The 18,760-nt window shown below is 64.2% G+C and carries 13 protein-coding genes; 7 read left to right on the top strand and 6 right to left on the bottom strand.

All coding sequences use genetic code 11. The features are described 5' to 3' along the window. Window position 1: 1 nt before the first annotated feature. Window positions 2-811: a thioesterase family protein gene (locus QMA15_RS08650; protein WP_097387355.1), complete on the top strand. Its 810-nt coding sequence runs from the start codon at window positions 2-4 to the stop codon at window positions 809-811. A gap of 46 nt (window positions 812-857) precedes the next feature. On the opposite strand, the gene hisG is transcribed toward QMA15_RS08650, so the two are convergent. The 6 genes from hisG to metH form a co-directional block, all read right to left on the bottom strand. After that, entirely contained in the window at window positions 858-1,709 is an 852-nt protein-coding gene (gene hisG / locus QMA15_RS08645; RefSeq protein WP_003944905.1) for an ATP phosphoribosyltransferase, read from the bottom strand. Window positions 1,710-1,806: 97 nt separating this feature from the next. Further along, the gene (locus QMA15_RS08640) at window positions 1,807-2,088 is read right to left on the bottom strand and encodes a phosphoribosyl-ATP diphosphatase (RefSeq protein ID WP_020907813.1); all 282 of its coding nucleotides are present in this window, start codon (window positions 2,086-2,088) and stop codon (window positions 1,807-1,809) included. A gap of 41 nt (window positions 2,089-2,129) precedes the next feature. After that, window positions 2,130-3,044, bottom strand: a complete 915-nt coding sequence (locus QMA15_RS08635; RefSeq protein WP_290283965.1) for a pseudouridine synthase — start codon at window positions 3,042-3,044, stop codon at window positions 2,130-2,132. A 3-nt stretch (window positions 3,045-3,047) separates the two neighbouring features. After that, window positions 3,048-3,908: a rhodanese-related sulfurtransferase gene (locus QMA15_RS08630; protein ID WP_003944828.1), complete on the bottom strand. Its 861-nt coding sequence runs from the start codon at window positions 3,906-3,908 to the stop codon at window positions 3,048-3,050. Between the two features lie 12 nt (window positions 3,909-3,920). Beyond that, window positions 3,921-4,619: an HAD family phosphatase gene (locus QMA15_RS08625; RefSeq protein ID WP_019748526.1), complete on the bottom strand. Its 699-nt coding sequence runs from the start codon at window positions 4,617-4,619 to the stop codon at window positions 3,921-3,923. Next, complete coding sequence (gene metH / locus QMA15_RS08620) at window positions 4,612-8,181, bottom strand: methionine synthase (protein ID WP_020907816.1); 3,570 nt, start codon at window positions 8,179-8,181, stop codon at window positions 4,612-4,614. Before metH ends, QMA15_RS08625 begins: the two co-directional genes overlap by 8 nt. Window positions 8,182-8,349: 168 nt before the next feature. On the opposite strand from metH, the gene QMA15_RS08615 reads away from it, so the two are divergent. From QMA15_RS08615 to QMA15_RS08590, 6 genes are all read left to right on the top strand, one after another. Further along, window positions 8,350-9,204, top strand: a complete 855-nt coding sequence (locus tag QMA15_RS08615; RefSeq protein WP_223257810.1) for a PAC2 family protein — start codon at window positions 8,350-8,352, stop codon at window positions 9,202-9,204. Window positions 9,205-9,245: 41 nt separating this feature from the next. Continuing rightward, window positions 9,246-10,361, top strand: coding sequence for an MFS transporter (locus tag QMA15_RS08610; RefSeq protein ID WP_175470298.1), 1,116 nt, complete (start codon window positions 9,246-9,248; stop codon window positions 10,359-10,361). Between the two features lie 146 nt (window positions 10,362-10,507). Then, window positions 10,508-11,593, top strand: a complete 1,086-nt coding sequence (locus tag QMA15_RS08605; protein ID WP_019748530.1) for a hypothetical protein — start codon at window positions 10,508-10,510, stop codon at window positions 11,591-11,593. 33 nt (window positions 11,594-11,626) lie between these two features. Beyond that, window positions 11,627-13,132, top strand: a complete 1,506-nt coding sequence (locus tag QMA15_RS08600) for a TIGR02677 family protein (protein WP_070386259.1) — start codon at window positions 11,627-11,629, stop codon at window positions 13,130-13,132. Further along, window positions 13,129-14,571 (top strand): TIGR02678 family protein, encoded by a 1,443-nt coding sequence (locus QMA15_RS08595; protein ID WP_021344333.1) that lies wholly within the window; start codon window positions 13,129-13,131, stop codon window positions 14,569-14,571. Before QMA15_RS08600 ends, QMA15_RS08595 begins: the two co-directional genes overlap by 4 nt. Further along, window positions 14,568-18,743, top strand: coding sequence for a TIGR02680 family protein (locus tag QMA15_RS08590; protein WP_290283955.1), 4,176 nt, complete (start codon window positions 14,568-14,570; stop codon window positions 18,741-18,743). Before QMA15_RS08595 ends, QMA15_RS08590 begins: the two co-directional genes overlap by 4 nt. Window positions 18,744-18,760 lie beyond the last annotated feature (17 nt).

Below are 18,760 nucleotides of genomic sequence, written 5' to 3'. Positions count from 1 at the left end.
CATGACGGACAGTTCGTACTACCGCTACCTCGGAACCACGGAGGAAGGGCACGAGCGGTTCGCGAGCACGCAGGCGACTGTCAGCATCTGGGGCCCGACACTGCAGCACGGTGCTCCCCCGTCGGCGCTGTTGGTACGAGCCCTCGAGCGGTGCGGTGCGCGCGACGAAACCCGTCTGACGCGCGTCGTCGTCGAGATTCTCGGGCCCATTCCGATTGCCGACCTCGAAGTCCGGTCGTGGATCGAACGCCCCGGTCGCCGAATCGAATTGATCGTCGCCGAGCTGTGGGCAACCACCGCCGACGGATCTGCCCGCGCGGTTGCGCGCGGTACGGCATGGCGGATGGAGACCGTCGATACCGGCGAGGTCGTCCACGTAGTCGATCCCCCGCTCGAACCCCGTGACAGCGGCACCCCGGGCGTTCTCGAGGGTCTCTGGAGCGTCGGCTACCTCAAGACCCTCGACTGGTCCTGGATTGCTCCGATCGGGTGCGCGGGAACCGGGAAGGTATGGGCGCGCCCCAAGCCCGAGCTGGTCGAGGGCGAGAAGATGTCTGCCCTCGAGCGTTTGTTCGCGGTGGCCGACATCTCCAACGGCGTCGGCGCCAAGCTCGACCCTGAGCACTGGACGTTCCTCAACACCGATCTCACGGTGCATATCTTCCGTGTGCCCGAGGGCGAGTGGGTCGGTGTCGCCGCCGAAACCACAACCGGTCCGGATGGCGTCGGCATGTGTGCGGGAGTGCTCTACGACGAGCAGGGTGCCGTCGGCCGTATCGCCCAGACTTTGCAGATTCGCGCCCGTTCCTGATTTCCAGGAACGGGCGCGAATGCGCGTAAATCTTTTCAGACAGTGATCAGAAAGCGCGTACCGAGCGGATGTTCGACGCGAGGATGGCCTTGGCGCCGAGTTCCGCCAAGGCATCCATCACCTGGTTGTGCCCCTTGATCGGAACCATCGCGCGAACCGCGACCCAGTCGGGGTCAGCCAACGGCGAGAGGGTCGGCGACTCCATACCCGGAGTCATCTTGATGGCGTCGTCGAGGATGGTGCGCGGGCAGTCGTAGTCGATCATCAGATTCTGCTGCGCGAAGACAATTCCGCGTACGCGTTCGATGAGCTGATTGCGTGCGGGATCGTCCTGCGGAGCGCCGGTGCGCTCGATCAGGACACCTTCGGAATCGCAGAGCGATTCACCGAAAGCAACGAGGTTGTGTTGGCGGAGAGTACGACCCGACCCGACCACGTCGGCGATCGCGTCGGCGACACCGAGCTGAATCGAAATCTCCACTGCTCCGTCGAGACGGATGACGGTTGCGTCGAGTCCGCGATCGGTGAGGTCCTTGCGGACAAGGTTCGGGTACGACGTCGCAATGCGCAGGCCGGACAGATCCTCAACGGCCCAGTCCTTGCCTGCCGGTGCTGCGTAGCGGAACGACGAACGGCCGAAGCCCAGTGACAGACGCTCGGATACGGGAGCGCCCGAGTCGCCGGCGAGATCACGACCAGTGATGCCGAGATCCAGCTCACCGGAGCCGACGTAGATCGCAATGTCCTTGGGACGCAAGAAGAAGAACTCGACCTGGTTGGCAGGATCGAGGACCGTCAGATCACGGGAATCGGTGCGTCGACGGTAGCCGGCCTCGCTGAGAATTTCGGCGGCGGACTCGGACAGTGAGCCTTTGTTGGGAACTGCTACGCGCAGCATGGTGGATGTCCTTTCGGAAGGTGTGGGTGACGTGAGACGACATGAATCGGAAGCCCTGGACGAGCGAGATGGCGAACATCTCGCTGGTCAGCTCCGATCACAGATGTCGGTACACGTCCTCGAGGGTCAGTCCGCGACCGACCATCAACACCTGCGTCCAGTACAGCAGCTGGGAAATTTCCTCGGCTAGCTGCTCATCGCTCTGGTATTCCGCAGCGATCCACACTTCACCGGCTTCCTCGATGACCTTTTTGCCCTGAGCATGCACACCGGCGTCGAGGGCGGCGACAGTGCCGGACCCCTCAGGGCGAGTAGCAGCACGCTCGGTCAATTCGGCGAACAAGGATTCGAAGGTCTTCACGGGTACACATTCTTTCACGAGGACGGAAGCGGTTTGCACACGCCCACGAACAGCGGTGTTCACAGGCCTGCGTCGAGGCTGCGCGAACTCACGAACCTGCGAGTCTTCCCGGTGATCGGATCCGGGTATTCCAACGCCCGCGCCAACAATCGCAACGGAGTCGAGAAGTCGCCGGGCACCGCGGGAAGGTACTCGGGGTAGTAATTGTCACCGACGATCGGGACGCCCAGCGAGTTGAGGTGCAGCCGAAGCTGATGGGTACGGCCGGTCCGTGGCAGCAACCTGTATCGACCGAGAGTCCGGCCGGCCGAGTCGGTGATCGTCTCGATCAGTTCGATCGAAGTCTCACTGTTCGGCTCGCCATCGATCTCGGTAGCCGTCATCTCGCCGTGAACTTTGTTGATGCGGCTACGCACCGTGCGAGGGAAAGTCAGTTCCGGATCGAAGCCTGCAATCGCCTCGTATTCCTTGACGATCCGCTGCTCGGCAAAAAGTTCCTGGTACGGCCGTCGTAGGTCCGGTGTCACCGTGAATACGATGACACCCGCCGTCATTCGGTCGAGGCGATGAACGGGCGCAAGATCCGGAAGATCCAGATCACGACGCAGTCGCACGACGGCGCTTTCGACGATGTGCGCTCCCCGTGGAATGGTCGCCAGGAAGTGCGGTTTGTCGATCACGAGAATGGAGTCGTCGCGGTACAAGATCTCGATCTCGTGCGGAACCGGAATCTCGGGGGCCGGCTCGCGGTAGAAGTACACGAAACGGGTCGGCTGGTAGGGCGTTCGGCTCGTGATCTTCCGCCCGTGCTCGTCGACGACGTCTCCGGCATTCACGAGGTCCGCCCACAGGTCCCGCTCCCCCGGGTGCTCGCCGATCAGATGCTCGAGGACGGTATGCGCCGACGACTCCGCCGGCATCCGCAGCCGGTCGGGTCCGAGACCGTTTCGGATCGGCAACGGAGCCTTGGGCACTACTCAGTCCTGCTCGAGGTCTGGTGAACAACTCTCGCAGAGCAATTCGAGGGTGCGGCCGTCGCCGTCGATCCGATTGCGGTACCGCGGTGTCGGAGTACCACAATCGACACACACGCCGAGTGTCTTGGCTTCGGATGAGAACTCGATGTTCATCCGCTTGTCGAACACGTACAGGGAGCCGTCCCAGAGGCCCCGGTCGCCGAAAGTCTCGCCGTAACGGACGATTCCGCCGTCCAACTGGTAGACCTCGTCGAAGCCGCGTGAGCGCATCAGCGAAGACAACACCTCACAGCGCACTCCGCCAGTGCAGTAGGTGACTACGGCTTTGCCCTTGAGATGGTCGTATTTTCCACTGTCGAGTTCGTCGACGAAATCGCGGGTGGTGGCGACGTCCGGAACTACCGCATCCCGGAAGCGGCCGATCTCGGCTTCGAAGGCGTTGCGGCCGTCGAAGAACACAACGTCGTCACCGCGACTGTCGACGAGTTCGTGTAGTTCCTTGGGCGCCAGATGAACTCCGCCACCGACAACACCGTTCTCGTCGACTTTCAGCTCGTCGGGGGCTCCGAACGTCACGATCTCCGAGCGAGCCTTGACGCTGAGGCGAGGGAAGTCGTTTCCGAGTCCGTCCGACCACTTGATGTCAGCGGTACGGAACGGCTCGTAGCCACGCGTTCCGCGGACGTATCGCTTGACATCCTCGATGTCTCCGCCGACCGTCGCATTGATTCCGTGAGGCGAGACGATGATCCGGCCCGTCAGGTTGTTGGACTCGGCCAGGCTGTGCTGCCACAGCTTGATCGCTTCCGGGTCCGCCAACGGCGTGAACTGGTAAAACAGAACAATTTTCGGAATAGCCACAGCAAATCCAGCCTAACGTGCCGCGCTCGAGTGAACGTCGTGAAGATCGTGAATGGACAAGTCCACCAGAGACTCTCGAAACACGCGTCCAGGACCCGCCGGGACATCGACCTCACACGGAACGACGAGCACCGCGCAGCCCGCGGCGCTTGCCGACGCAGTACCGGTCGGCGAGTCCTCGATGGCGAGGCACTGCGCCGGCTCGAGTCCGAGCAGATGCGCTCCGCGCAGGTACGGATCCGCCGCCGGTTTTCCGTTGGGAACCTCGTCGCCGCACACCGAGTGGTCGAAGAATTCACTGCCGAGCATGCCTAGTGCCCGATCGACCAGTACTCGCTCGGTGTTGGTGACCAGTGCAGAACGCAGACCACCGTCACGCACGGTCGCCAGTGCATCGCGAGCACCCGGCCGCCAGGTCACGCCGTCCTCGAACAGATCGCCGACGCGGGTGTACATCCAGTCCTTCGCCTCGGCGACGGCATCGGGATGCTTCTCCAAGCCGAGGGCGTCGAACACCGTCGCCAGGGCGAAGGGGCTCGACGCACCGATGACGGCGATGCGTGTCGCTTCCGTCATCGGTCCGCCCAGGCGTAGGGACAACTCACGAAGCGCGATGTCCCACAGCTTCTCCGAATCGAGCAGGGTGCCGTCCATGTCCCACAGGACACCACCGAGGGTCGATTCGGATACCTCGGTCAACAACTCAGACATTGAAATACTTTGCTTCCGGGTGGTGCAGGACAAAAGCGTCCGTGGACTGCTCGGGATGCAGCTGCAGTTCCTCGGACAATTCGACGCCGATTCGCTCGGGTTCGAGCAACGCCACCAACTTGGCACGGTCCTCGAGGTCCGGGCACGCGCCGTATCCGAACGAGTAACGAGCGCCGCGGTACTCGAGATCGAAGTAACCGGCAACCTCGGTCGGGTCCTGCTCCGCGACGGTATGCCCCTCGGGAAGCACAAGCTCTTCACGAACGCGTCGATGCCAGTACTCGGCCAGAGATTCCGTGAGCTGGACGCCGATTCCGTGAACCTCGAGGTAATCACGGTACGAGTTCGACGCGAACAACTCGTTGGCGAAGTCCGCGATCGGCTGACCCATCGTCACCAACTGGAACGGAAGAACGTCGACCTGACCGGTCGCTTCTGCTTCCTTACGCGAGCGCACGAAGTCAGCGATGCACAGGAAACGGTCGCGATGCTGACGCGGGTAGGTGAACCGGAACCGTTCAGGTGCATCCGGTTTCGGTTCGGTGAGCACGATGACGTCATCGCCCTCCGAGATCGCCGGGAAGTAGCCGTACACAACCGCGGCGTGCGCGAGGATGCCCTCGGACGTCAGCCGATCGAGCCAGTACCGGAGCCGCGGACGGCCTTCCGACTCGACCAGTTCCTCGTACGTCGGACCGTCGCCCTTGCGCTGACCGCGAAGGCCCCACTGGCCGAGGAAGAGAGCGCGCTCGTCGAGCAGCCCCGAGTACTCGGACAGAGAGATTCCCTTGACGATGCGCGAGCCCCAGAACGGCGGTGTCGGCACCGCAATGTCGGTAGCGACATCGGAACGCTCCGGCAGGACGACGGGAACCGCTGCAGCTTTACGCTTTTCGGCGATGCGCTTGGAACGCTCGTGACGAGCCTTACGCTCGGCAGCCTTCTCGCGAGCAGCGATGGCCTCCGGGCTGTCCGGCGCCGGGCCGCCGCCGCGCTTGGTCGTCATGATCTGGTCCATCAAGTTCAGACCCTCGAAAGCGTCGCGGGCATAGCTGACGTCGCCCTCGTACACCTCCTGCAGATCGTTCTCGACGTACGAACGCGTCAGCGCGGCACCACCCAGCAAAACCGGGAACTGTTCCGAGACACCGCGAGAGTTCAGTTCCTTGAGGTTGTCCTTCATGACCACTGTCGACTTCACGAGCAGTCCGGACATGCCGATGACATCGGCCTTGTGCTCGATCGCAGCATCGAGAATGGTCGCGATGGGCTGCTTGATGCCGAGGTTCACGACGTCGTAACCGTTGTTACTCAAGATGATGTCGACAAGGTTCTTGCCGATATCGTGGACGTCGCCCTTGACCGTCGCAATGACGAGGCGGCCCTTGCCGTCGTCGTCCGTCGCTTCCATGTGCGGCTCGAGGAACGCAACTGCTGCCTTCATGACCTCGGCGGACTGCAGAACGAACGGCAACTGCATCTGTCCGGAACCGAACAATTCACCGACGGTCTTCATGCCCGAAAGCAGTGTCTCGTTGATGATTTCGATCGGGGACTTGACCGTCATTGCTTCGGTGAGATCGTCGTCGAGGCCGTTGCGCTCGCCGTCGACGATGCGACGCTCGAGCCGGTCGAACAACGGAAGTCCGGCGAGTTCCTGCGCACGGGACTCGCGCGCCGACGCAGCCGAGACACCCTCGAACAGAGCCATCAGCTTCTGCAGCGGGTCGTAGCCCTCGCTACGACGGTCGTAGACCAGGTCGAGTGCGGTTTCACGCTGCTCGTCCGGAATTCGCGCCATCGGCAAAATCTTGGACGCGTGAACGATCGCCGTGTCCAGACCGGCCTCGGTGCACTCGTGCAGGAACACCGAGTTGAGGACCTGCCGTGCGGCCGGGTTCAAACCGAACGAAATGTTCGAGATACCCAGGGTGAAGTGCAGTTCCGGGTACGCAGCCTTGAGCTGACGGATGGCTTCGATGGTCTCGATGCCGTCGCGTCGCACCTCTTCCTGACCGGTGGAGATGGGGAAGGTCAAGGCGTCGACGATGATGTCGGACTCGGCGAGTCCCCAGTTTCCCTTGATGTCCTCGATCAGACGCTTGGCGATGGCGACCTTGGTCTCGGCGGTGCGAGCCTGGCCCTCTTCGTCGATGGTCAGGGCGACGACCGCCGCGCCGTGCTCCTTGACCAACGTCATGATCTTGTGAAAACGCGATTCGGGGCCGGCGCCGTCCTCGTAGTTGACGGAGTTGACAGCGCAGCGGCCACCGAGGTGTTCGAGACCGGCCTGCAACACGGCAGGCTCGGTGGAGTCGAGCATGATCGGCAGCGTCGAGGACGTCGCCAGACGGCTGGCCAGTTCCGACATGTCGGCGGCACCGTCGCGGCCCACGTAGTCGACGTTGAGGTCGAGCATGTGTGCGCCGTCGCGGGTCTGGTCCTTGGCGATGTCCAGGCACTTCTGGTAGTCCGCGGAGAGCATTGCCTCGCGGAAAGCCTTGGAGCCGTTGGAGTTCGTGCGTTCACCGATCATCAGGATGCTGGCGTCCTGCTCGAACGGCACCGCCGAGTACAGCGAAGAGGTACTCGGCTCGTGGATCGGGGTGCGCTGGGCCTTCTCGACCTGACGGACCGCGTCGGCGACCGCGCTGATGTGCTCGGGTGTCGTACCGCAGCAGCCGCCTACGAGGCCGAGTCCGAACTCGGAAACGAAACCACTGAGGGCTTCGGCCAATTCGTCGGCGGTCAGCGGGTACTCGGCGCCCTTGGGGCCGAGCTGCGGCAGACCGGCATTGGGCATGACCGACACCGGCAGCGTCGAGTACTTGGACAGGTGCCGGAGATGTTCGCTCATCTCGGCCGGCCCGGTGGCACAGTTCAGGCCGATCATGTCGATACCGAGTGGCTCGAGTGCCGTCAGCGCCGCACCGATCTCACTGCCCAGGAGCATCGTTCCAGTTGTCTCTACCGTCACGTGCGTGATGATCGGCAACCGCAGTCCGAGTTGCTCCATCGCGCGCTGACTGCCGAGAATGGCAGCCTTCACCTGAAGCAGGTCCTGGCAGGTTTCGACGAGGATGGCGTCGGCGCCACCGTCGATCATGCCGAGCGCAGCTTCGGTGTACGCGTCACGAAGGACTGCGTACGGTGCGTGTCCGAGGCTGGGGAGCTTGGTTCCCGGTCCCATCGAGCCGAGTACGAATCGGGCCATGCCGTCGCGGCCTGGTCCCATCTCGTCCGCTACTTCACGGGCGAGAGCAGTGCCTTTTTCCGCGAGTTCGCGGATCCGGTGAGAGATGTCGTAGTCGGCGAGGTTGGGCAGGTTGCAACCGAAGGTGTTGGTCTCGACGGCATCGGCACCAGCGGCGAAGTACGCACGGTGGATGTCTTTGAGCACGTCGGGACGGGTGTCGTTGAGGATCTCATTGCACCCCTCGAGGCCGAGGAAGTCGTCCAGGGTGAGGTCCGCGGCCTGCAACATGGTGCCCATCGCTCCGTCGCCGATGACAACGCGCTGTTTCAGCGCATCAAGCAGGGCAGAGTTAAATGGGGCAGACATGCCGTCCAGAGTAGTGGGCGCACCGACAAGCTCTGGCCGTAGGCTGGGTGGGTGAGTCCAAGTGAGTTCCCCGTCACTCCCGACGGCCCGGTCGATTTCGACGATTCCGCGGCCTTCGAGAGCCCTGGCGGCTTTGCCGTCGACAGCAGTGACCGCCTCGAGGGCGACATCCCTGTCCTACGTGATCCCATCCTCGTTGCAGCTTTCGAGGGCTGGAACGACGCCGGTGACGCAGCCAGCGGTGCGGTCGAACATCTCGAGCTGATCTGGGATGCCCAGCCGCTCGCCGAACTCGATTCCGAGGACTACTACGACTACCAGGTCAACCGTCCCACGGTCCGTCAGGTCGACGGTGTCACTCGCGAAATCGTGTGGCCGGCAACACGTTTGTCGGTCTGTTCGCCTCCCGGCAGTGAGAGCGACATCGTCCTTCTTCGCGGGATCGAACCCAACATGCGGTGGCGCAGTTTCTGCGAGGATCTGCTCGAGTTGATCGACCAACTGAACGTCAAGACCGTGGTCATCCTCGGAGCCCTGCTCGCCGATACTCCGCACACCCGCCCGGTGCCGGTCACGGGCACGGCGTACAGCAGCGAATCCGCGGCACGATTCAACCTCGAACAGACCCGATACGAAGGCCCGACAGGCATCACCGGAGTTCTTCAGGATGAGTGCGTTCGTGCTGGTGTACCCGCTATTTCGTTCTGGGCAGCGGTTCCGCACTACGTCTCGCAGCCACCCAACCCGAAGGCCACAGTGGCCCTCCTTCAACGAGTCGAGGATGTTCTCGACATCGAGGTCCCCCTCGGTGAACTCCCAGCTCAGTCGGAGGATTGGGAGGAAGCGGTCAACGAAATGACTGCGGACGACGAGGAAATCGGCGAATACGTGCGCACCCTGGAAGAGCGGGGAGACGCCGAAACCGACATCAGCGAAGCAATCTCCAAGATCGACGGCGACGCCATCGCCGCGGAATTCGAGCGCTACCTCAGACGGCGAGGCCCCGGCAGCTTCGGACTGTGAGCAAGAACACTCCAGAAGAAGGTGGAAGTACACAGCGCCCACTGCGCCTCCGGCTTCAACTGATCGCGCTGTACGCCGGCGGGTTCCTCGGCCCGTTCGGCGGCGGCGTGGTTGCCTCGATCCTCCCCGAGATCGGTGACGATCTAGGGGTCGGCCCGTCGGCGGCCGCCTCCTCCCTCACCGCGTACCTGCTCCCCTTCGCCGCTCTGATGTTGGTGTCGGGGACGCTCGGGACGCGGTGGGGCAAGGTCCGGACGGTGCGGATCGCATACGGCGTCTACGTCTTCGCGTCGTTGGCATGCTTCCTCGCCCCGACACTCGAGATCTTCCTGGCCGCCCGGGTACTGCAGGGCTCCGCGAACGCATTCACCACGCCGCTGCTGCTTGCTTCGTTGGCGGCCGCAACTCCGCAGGCTCGGTTGGGTCGAGCCCTCGGTGCCTTCGGCGCATTCCAGGCCGCAGGGCAGTCGTCGGCTCCGTTGATCGGCGGACTGGCGGCCGAATTCGACTGGCGTCTGGCCTTTCTCGTCATCGCAGTGGTCGCGGGCATTCTGGGAGCCGTCGGACTTCCGAAGTCCGAAGCACCGGCAGCGACCACTCCCGCCCGTCTCCGCGATGCATTACGCCCCGAAGTGCTCCGCATCGGTATCGCTGCATTGCTCGGCTGGGGCGCCCTCGGTGGACTGAGCTTCCTGCTCGCCTTCCGCTTCGAAGACGAGTTCGGGCTGTCCCCCACCGTCCGCGGCCTACTGCTCACCGTCTTCGGCGTGGCCGGCATCCTCTCGGCCCGGCGCATCGGAATCCTCATCGATCGCATCGGCGCACGCTCCTCCGTGATGATCGGCGCCCTGGGCGGAGCAGTTCTGGTCTCCGTCGTCGGCCTTGCCGGCTTGGTGCCGGTGATCGCGATCGCATGGTTTGTCGCAGGCGTCGCAAGCCAGTTCGTCCTTGTCGGCGTCAACGCGGCGGTCCTCGGATCTGCGGGGCCCAATCGCGGAGGCGCCGTGTCGGTCGTCCAAGCGATGCGCTTCGGCGGCGCCGCTCTTGCTCCCCTGGCCCTGACACCGATCTACGACTCTTCGCCTGCCGCGAGCTTCCTGATCCCCGCAGTATTGCTCGCCGTCGTCGCTCCCCTGATCATGCCGAAGCAACGCTGATCGGTCTCGGCAGTTTCGAATTTGAAGTTGTGTAGGTAGTGAGTTTGTCGGCGAAAGCGACCACCGTTGTCGCGAGGCTGTCAGGGCGAATATTATTCGGAAAATCTTCTGTTTCCGTCGTCGACAGATATTGATACCATTGGAACATGAGCGAATCTGAGTCGGAACCGGAACGGCCGATCGACATTTTTCGGCGATCGGTTGCCGTGATCGAAGAAAATTTGCCTCCTACCTGGTCTTTGTCGACGCAGCGCTCCCCCGACCTGTCCGAGGCGCCACTTCGACTCGACCTCCGCTCCCCTGACGGCGCGGTGGCCAAATTCGGCGTCTACGCCGCTCACGGTGTCCTGAGCAGCGACGTTCCCGGTATCGCCGATCGCTTCCCCACCGGTCAACCCGGCTTCGTGTGCGCAAAATATCTGTCCGAGCCGGTCCGCCGGCAGCTCGATTCCCACGCGATCTCGTACGCAGACGCCACGGGCAATGTGTCGTTGACCGCTGATCGACCCGCCGTCTGGGTGCGTGGACGCGGAGCCGACGCCGATCCGTGGCGGGGGCCCGGACGTCCTTCCGGACAACTGACGGGCGATCCGTCAGCTCGGGTCGTGCGTGCGCTTGCCGATTTCGCGGCGCCGCTGGCGATCACTGCCTTGGTGCGCCTGGCCGGTGCGTCGACGGGAGCAACCTATCGGGTGGTTCAGACACTGTCGGATCGTGAACTGGTGACCAGGCTCCCCCGCGGCGGGATCGGTGACGTCCGCTGGCCGAAGATGCTTCGTGAATGGGCGGCCGAAGCCGGCGCCAAAGCGCCGACGCCTCACGGCTTTCACGCGCCGGACGGGTTGGAAGCACTATTCGATCAACTGCGTCAGCTCAGCGGTCACATCTACGCCGGTACCGCCTCGGTGGCCGCGGCACCCTTTGCTCGGTACGCGCCCACTCGACGTGCCCACTTCCATGCCGACAACGTCGATCAGTTCGCCGACGCTCTCGGACTACGGCGGGTGGAATCCGGCGGTGACGTGTGGATCACCGCTCCCCTCTCACCGTCTGCCTTCGACCGATTGCTCACCCGCGACGGCATCCGCATCGTCGCCCCTAGCCAAGCGTTCGCCGATCTGCTGGTCGGCCCGGACTCCGACGAGGCGGCGGCCGAGCACCTGCTCACATGGATGATCGAGAACGAATCGCAGTGGCGACGCGCCGCATCCCCTGCTACGGATCGCCCGTAGGAAAAAGAGGGGGCGTCTCTCGCCTACCCTGTCATGGTGGAAGAAACGAGTGCGCCCGATTACGCCGCGTACGCCGACACCAATCGACTGAAGCTGTTTTCGTTCACGATCGCGGAAAAACGGGCCGAGTACCTCTGGGTACTTCGTGCCTTCGACCATGCTCGCGCCAACTACACCGTCCTGCTGCATGCCGGAGCCGTCGCGCAAATCCTCGAGAAGATCGGTGGATCGGATCCGGCGGCCGATCTGTCGGCAGCAGAGGTCACTCCCCTGTTGGATCAGCTCCATGTGTGGGAGATCCTCGAGCGCAGCTACGACGGCACCCGCGCGTCCACGCTGGCCGAGTACCGCAATCGCCACTTCGTCTACCAGTTCGGTCAGGCCGGATACCAGGTCTATCGATCAGTCGAAGACGTTCTCGCCGCACGCCTGGACTCGGCCTCGCTCTCGCGCCTCGCTCTGCCGGACCTGCTCGCAGACATGTCCGAACTCGCCGAGGCCAACCGAAGCTCCGACGGCGACCTGATCTTCCGCAAGCTCAAGCGCCTCGACTCGACGCTCTCCGACATGGCCGATCGAGCCGCGCACTTCTATCTGACCCTCGGGGACCTCGTACGGACCACGGAGATCACTCCGCAGGCTTTCCTCACGCACAAGGACGCTCTGCTCACGCACATGCGGGAGTTCAGCTCCGATCTGGCGCGCTACGCCCCCAAGCTCAAGGAAGCGATCGAGCACGTCGAATCCACCGGGGTCGATCGCATGATCCGCCTCGCCGCCGCCAGTGACGAACGGGTGTTCGTCCCGATCACCGAACGCGAAGACGACTGGGCTGCGCGTTGGCGAGGATTGACCGCCTGGTTCGTCTCCGCGGAATCGGGGATCAGCGAGTCCGAGCGTCTACGTGAGGGCACGATGAGCGCGATCGCCGCGGTTCTGGCGCTCCTTCGCCGCGTCACGGAAACCCGTCGCGGCGGCGTCAGCCGCGAGAGCCAGCTCCGGCACCTCGCCGGCTGGTTCGCCGCCACGCCGTCCGAAGACGCAGCTCATGCTCTGTTCCAGGCAGTGTTCGACCTCGGCCGTCCACGCCACCTCTCGATGGTGCATCCGGACGCCGACATCATTTCTCACTCACGTTCGTGGTGGGAGGCACCGCCGGTCGAGATCGCGCGAACACTCGCCGAAACCGGCCGCCCGCCCTCACCAGGATTGCCGAGCAAGGTCGCCCGCAACGACGGCAGCATCCGCCGCCTACGCGAAGAGCAGTTGGCAGCGCAACGTACGCGCAGCGCCGCGGCGCAATCACTCGCGTCCAACGGCGTCTATCAGCGTGAACTCAACGAGCAGGAGACCGAAGTTTTGCTGAGTCTGCTCAATGCAGCACTGACCGCGCGCGTTCCGGTGGTGGGACGCGTCAAGAGCTCCACCGGTAGTGAGAACGGGGTGAAGCTGACGCTCAGTCCCTCGGACGGTTCGACCACCATCAAGACCGCCCGCGGGCGTATGCACCTCGACGGCATCGAGGTCAGTGTTCGATGAGAGCTCGCGAGATCACGCCCCTTGCCCTCGACTCGTATCAACGCGCGGCGCGAGTGATCCTGTCCAACCACCTGATCACCTCGACGTACCCGGATCGAATTGCGTTGCCGCTCTTGCGCCGTTGGGCCACCGAGCTGCGTGACGACCTACTCGAACTGTTCGGCTACCGCCTCGAGGTGACGGAGACCACCGCGCGCCTGTTCACGGTGTCGGATCGACTCAACCCGTCGGCACCGGCCCGAACTGCCTCCGAGCGAACCTTCGATCGCACGCGTTACGCCTACCTGGCACTGTGCCTGGCCGCGTTGGGCCGCGCCGGGAACCAGATCACGTTGTCGGAGTTGGCCGATCACGTCGCGGCCGACGCTGCGCAAGTCGACGGCGTCGAACTCTCCACCGATCGTGCGTCGGACCGCGACGCCTTCGTCGACGCAGTGGGCTGGCTCGGCGTCAGAGGCGCCATCGCACTCGCCGACGGTGACGCAAACGGCTGGGCGTCCAATCCCGAAGCGGGAGAAGCGCTCTACGACATCGACCGTTCCGTCGTCGTAGCCCTGTTCCGTCCGCCGCGCGCACTGCAGCACCTGCACTCCATCCGCGGACTCCTGGCCACGGAGACCTCGAGCGCTGCCGAGGACGACGGAATTCCTGTGGACGCGAAAGAGATCGGACGCCGAGTGCGTCGGGCTCTGGTCGAGCGGCCGGTCGTACTGGCGGGTGAACTCGATCAGCACGAATTGATCGCCTTGGCGCAGCCCAAGACCGCGTCGGAAGTCGAACTACTGACGGGGTTGGTGGCCGAGCGTCGCGCCGAGGGAATCGCGATGATCGATCCCACCGGTCGCCTCTCCGACGTCCGCTTCCCGAGCACCGGAACTATCGCCCAGGTAGCTCTACTCCTCGCCGGCGAGATTGCCGACCGCGTACTCGACGTCGACGCTCCGGAGCTGCCGAAACTTCCGATCCCGCACGTGTCGGACGATCACCTGATCGAACAACTCGATGCCGCCATCCCCGAGGCCGGGATCTTCGAGGACCTCGCCGACGAGGACGACGACTTCGTGCTGCCCGCCGGCGAACCGGCCGAGCCCCCGGAACCCGTCACGTACCCGATGATCGACGACGACTGGCTCGCCGACAAGGTCACCGAGTTGGTGGACCAGTTCGGACGCACGTTCGCAGCGCAATGGCAGGCCGATCACAACGGGCTGCGCAAGCAGGCGCTCGGGTTGCTGCAACGTCTGCGCCTGACGCATGCGGTCGACGGCGGCGTACTGGTGTTGCCCGTCCTTGCCCGGTACCGCGACGTCGTGGTCTCCGTACGCGAACGTGATCCTCAGATCGACTTCGCGGTAGACAACTCCGCACCGGATCCGGTCGACGAATTCGGCCCCGAATCTTCCACCAACGGCGAACTATCAGAGGTAGAGAACGTATGAGCAACGCCCGCTTCCGACCTACTCGGGCTGGAATCATCAACCTCTGGGATTACCGAGACCAGGAGTTCTCGTTCGCCGACGGCCGACTGGTCCTACGAGGGCCAAACGGATCCGGCAAGACCAAGGCCCTCGAGGTCTTGTTCCCGTTCGTTTTCGACGGCCGCATCGAACCGCGGCGCCTCAACCCCTTCGCCGGTGAAGAGCGCACGATGAAGTCCAACCTTCTCTACCGGGGCCAGGACAGCGCGCACTCCTACGTGTGGATGGAGTTCTGCCGCGGCTCCCTCGAAGATCCCGAGTCGGTGACCGTGGGAATCGGCATGCGGGCAACCCGCACCAACGACAAGGTCACCCGCTGGTACTTCGTCGCCGACGGCCGCGTCGGAGTCGACTTCTCGCTGATCGGCAACGACGATCGTCCTCTCACCAAGAAGCAGTTGGCCGAACAACTCGGCAGCGATTCCATCACCGACCGTCCCCTCGACTACCGCACCGCGATCGACGCGCGAATGTTCGGTCTCGGAGTGCAGCGCTACGACCAGCTGATCAATCTCATTCTCACGCTTCGCCGTCCCCAGCTCGCGAAGAACCTTGATCCGAAGGGCCTTTCGCAAGCGCTCACCGACGGCCTCCGTCCACTCGACGACCAACTCGTCCTCGAAGCTGCGCGTTCGTTCAGCGATATGGAAGAGGTCGGCCACGCGCTCGAGGGGCTCGCAGCCGCCGATCAGGCAGCGCAGAGTTTCATCGGCGTCTACACCAAGTACCTGCGTCAACAGTCGCGCGGAGAGATCGAACAGGTCAGCACCCGCCTCGCAGCAGTCACCAGAGGCGTTGCCGCCATGGACGAGTCGTCGCTCGCCCAGACCCGCAGCCGTGAAGCCCGGGCAGCAGCCGAGGAGCGCTTCAACCAGGCCGAGCAGGCACTCGAGAACGCGCGCGCCAACGTCGAAGCGTTGCAACGCTCGAGCGCCTACGAAGGCAAACAGCAACTCGACGATCTCGCCCAGGCCGTCTCGACGCTCAAGCTCTCGACCGAGCAACAGGCAGACAAGTCGAGGAAGGCGCAGGCCGCACTCGCGCAGCGCGGCGACGAAGCCGACAAGGCTGCATCGTCGGTCAAGCGTGCAGCCGAAGCACTCTCACGTGCCGAGGACGAACTGCAGGCAGCCGCCGAGGACGCCGGCATCGTCTGGACTCCCCTGCCCGACGGCTCACGCAGCGACCAGATCACCGCAGCAGTGCGTGGCCATGCCGAGGAACGTGACGGCGACGTACGCGTCGTCCGCACCGCGCTCGCGACAGTCGAGAAGGCCGCTACCGAACGAACCCGGGCCGAAAACAGCTCGCGCCGTGGACAAGAGCTGCTCGAAGCGTCCAAGGCCGCTGTGCTCGAAGGCGAAGCTGCCGTGGAACTCGCACGCAGTCAGTGCGCCAGCGGGCTGCGCGCGTGGTGGACCGACCACTCCTCCCTGTTTTCGGCTGTCGGCGCCGACACCTCGCTGTTCGAGGCTCTCGACGCGGCGCTCGCCGAGGTCGGCGACGAGGACGCTCCGGCGCTGTCCGCAGTTCTCACCGAGCACACCGAGGCAGGCACCGAGACGCTGCGCGAGCGACGTCGTGAGGCCGAAGCTGAAATATCTGCATCACACGCCTCCATCGCAGCTCTGAAATCCGAGCGCAAGGCCGTCTCGGCGGAACACGACGACGCTCCGCCGGCCTTCCACGCACGGACCGACAACCGCAGCGATCTGGGTGGGGCGCCGCTGTGGCAGCTGGTGCGCTTCGCCGATTCCGTCGAACCAGACGTGGCCACGGGAATCGAATCCGCACTCCAGGCGGCAAATCTGCTGGACGGCTGGGTCTGCCCCGACGAAACGATTCCCGATCACGTCAGTGAGCAGTTCCTGACCGCTCTGCCGGTCAAGCAGCGCCCGAAGGGACGAACGCTGGCCGACGTCCTCGAGGTCGAAGGCAATGCCGACGTACCCGACGCTCGGGTACAGGACATTCTCGCGTCGATCAGTCTCGTCGAGGCACCGGGCGACTCCGATGCAATCGTCGCAATCGGCGTCGACGGCCGCTTCTGGCAAGGTGTCGCGCGTGGCCGGCACGTCAAGGCCGACGCCGAGTACATCGGCACGACAGCGCGGGCGCGTCGACGCGAAGCTCGGATCACCGAGATCGACGCGGCTCTGGAAGAACTTGCCGCGGCAGTCGATGCAGCCAAGGCACTGGTGACGCAGACCAACGAGCAACTGAGCCGAATCAACTCTGCGGCAAAGGAATTGCCGAAGACAGGATCGATCCTCCGTGCACTCAAAACCGTCACCGAATCCGCCGGTGCACTCCGCACTCGCTCGGAGGCCACGGAAACGGCACAACGCGAACTCGATGCGGCGATCGCCGATCTCGCGGCGAAGGAAAAGCAACTCCGGGCGACGGCGTCGCAGCACCGGACCCCGCACGTCGGCCGTGAACTCGACTCCCTCGCGGCGGCGATCCGTCATTTCGAGAAGCAGGGCGAACTGGCGCTGCGCTGCCGACGGGAGCATGCCAAGGAAGTCGAACTCGAACGCGAGTCTCGCGACCGTCTCGACGAATCACGCGCCAATGCGGAGGAATTCGCCGAAGAGGCCGCCATCGCCGAGGAGAGTCTGCTTCAGCAGGTCCAGCGCCTCGAGACACTGCGCGACACTCTCGGGGCCAGCGCCGAGCAGATCGACCTGGACCTGGCAAAAGCCCGCGCGAAGATCGAAGAATGCAAGGTCGAACAGCGTGCAGCACGAAAGGCGTACGACGCCGCCGTCCTCCAGATCGGCACGGCAGAGGGTGCGTACAACACCGCCGTCGAGACGTTGCGCCACACCCTGACCGAAACCCGCAGTGATGCAGAGCGACTCGCACCCTATGCTCGCCCGGACCTTCTCGAGTTGTTGGGCGTCAAGGAACATCTGAGCTGGCCGGCAAGTTCAGCGGCGTGGATGAGCCCCGATCAGTTGGTCTACCGCATCCAGAACGAAGACCGCAGCGAGGACGCGGCCCACCCGCCCGTCCTCCCCGAAGACGTCGACAAGTTGTACCGAGCGCTCGAGGCTGCGACCTCGGCGGTACGCGTCACCGACGGAGCCCGCAAGGCAACCCGCACGGCACTGACCTCGGCGTTGCAGGACTTCGACGCCCAACTCGCAGCGGCCGGACAGGACTACCGTCTGCAATGGGATGCACCGGACGGACTGACCGTCGTACGAGTGCAGGACGATCAGGGCTATTCGTCGATCGGTGAATTCGCAACGCGGATCCACGATGCTCGCGGCGATCAGGAGCAGTTGCTCACCGAATCCGAGCGTCGAATTCTCGAAGATGCCCTGCTGACCGGATTGGCTCAGCAGATCCACGAGCGCACGGTCGACGCACGCGTGTTGATCGCACAGATGGGCACGGAGATGCGTGAGCGTCGGATGTCCTCGGGCAACACCATCGGCGTTCACTGGGTGCTCGCCGACAACCTCGACGACAGCTCGCGGGCGATCTCCAAGCTGCTGGATCGAGATGCGTCAGCCCTCGGCGTCGATGAACTCGCTACTCTGCGAGCTCATTTCGCGACCCAGATCCGTACCGCCCGCGCGGCGCACCCCGAACGCTCGTACCCGGAAATCCTGTCCTCGGCGCTCGACTACAGGCAGTGGCGCGTGTTCTCGTTCACCCTCATCAGCGGTGAGGGCAAGGAAGACCGCCTTACCGTCGCGCGGCACAGCGCACTGTCCGGTGGCGAGCAGTCGGTTTCGCTGCACCTTCCTTTGTTCGCCGCGGCGCACGTCATGTTGGACTCGGCCGACCCGCACGCCCCGCGTCTGCTGGCACTGGACGAGGCCTTCGCCGGTGTCGACGACAACGGACGCAGCGAGCTGCTCGGCTTGAGCGTTCAGTTCGACCTGGATCTCTTCATGACCGGCTACGACCTGTGGATCACGTACGCGGACGTCCCCGGCTGTGCGCACTACGACCTCGCGCACTCCACGGCCGAACAAGCTGTCAGCGCCGCGCTGCTGGTGTGGTCGAACGGTGAGCTGCTCGCCGAGCACGACGGAACGGATCTGGCGCGGGCATTGGGCTCGCCGCTACGGCGCCGGGTGCCGACACCAGCCGAAGGTGCGTTGGACTACGCCTAGAAACTGCTGTGCGCCTT

The organism is Rhodococcus sp. APC 3903 (genome assembly GCF_030407755.1).
GTDB classification, from domain to species: Bacteria; Actinomycetota; Actinomycetes; order Mycobacteriales; family Mycobacteriaceae; genus Rhodococcus_F; species Rhodococcus_F erythropolis.
This window is presented reverse-complemented; position numbering and strand designations above follow the sequence as displayed.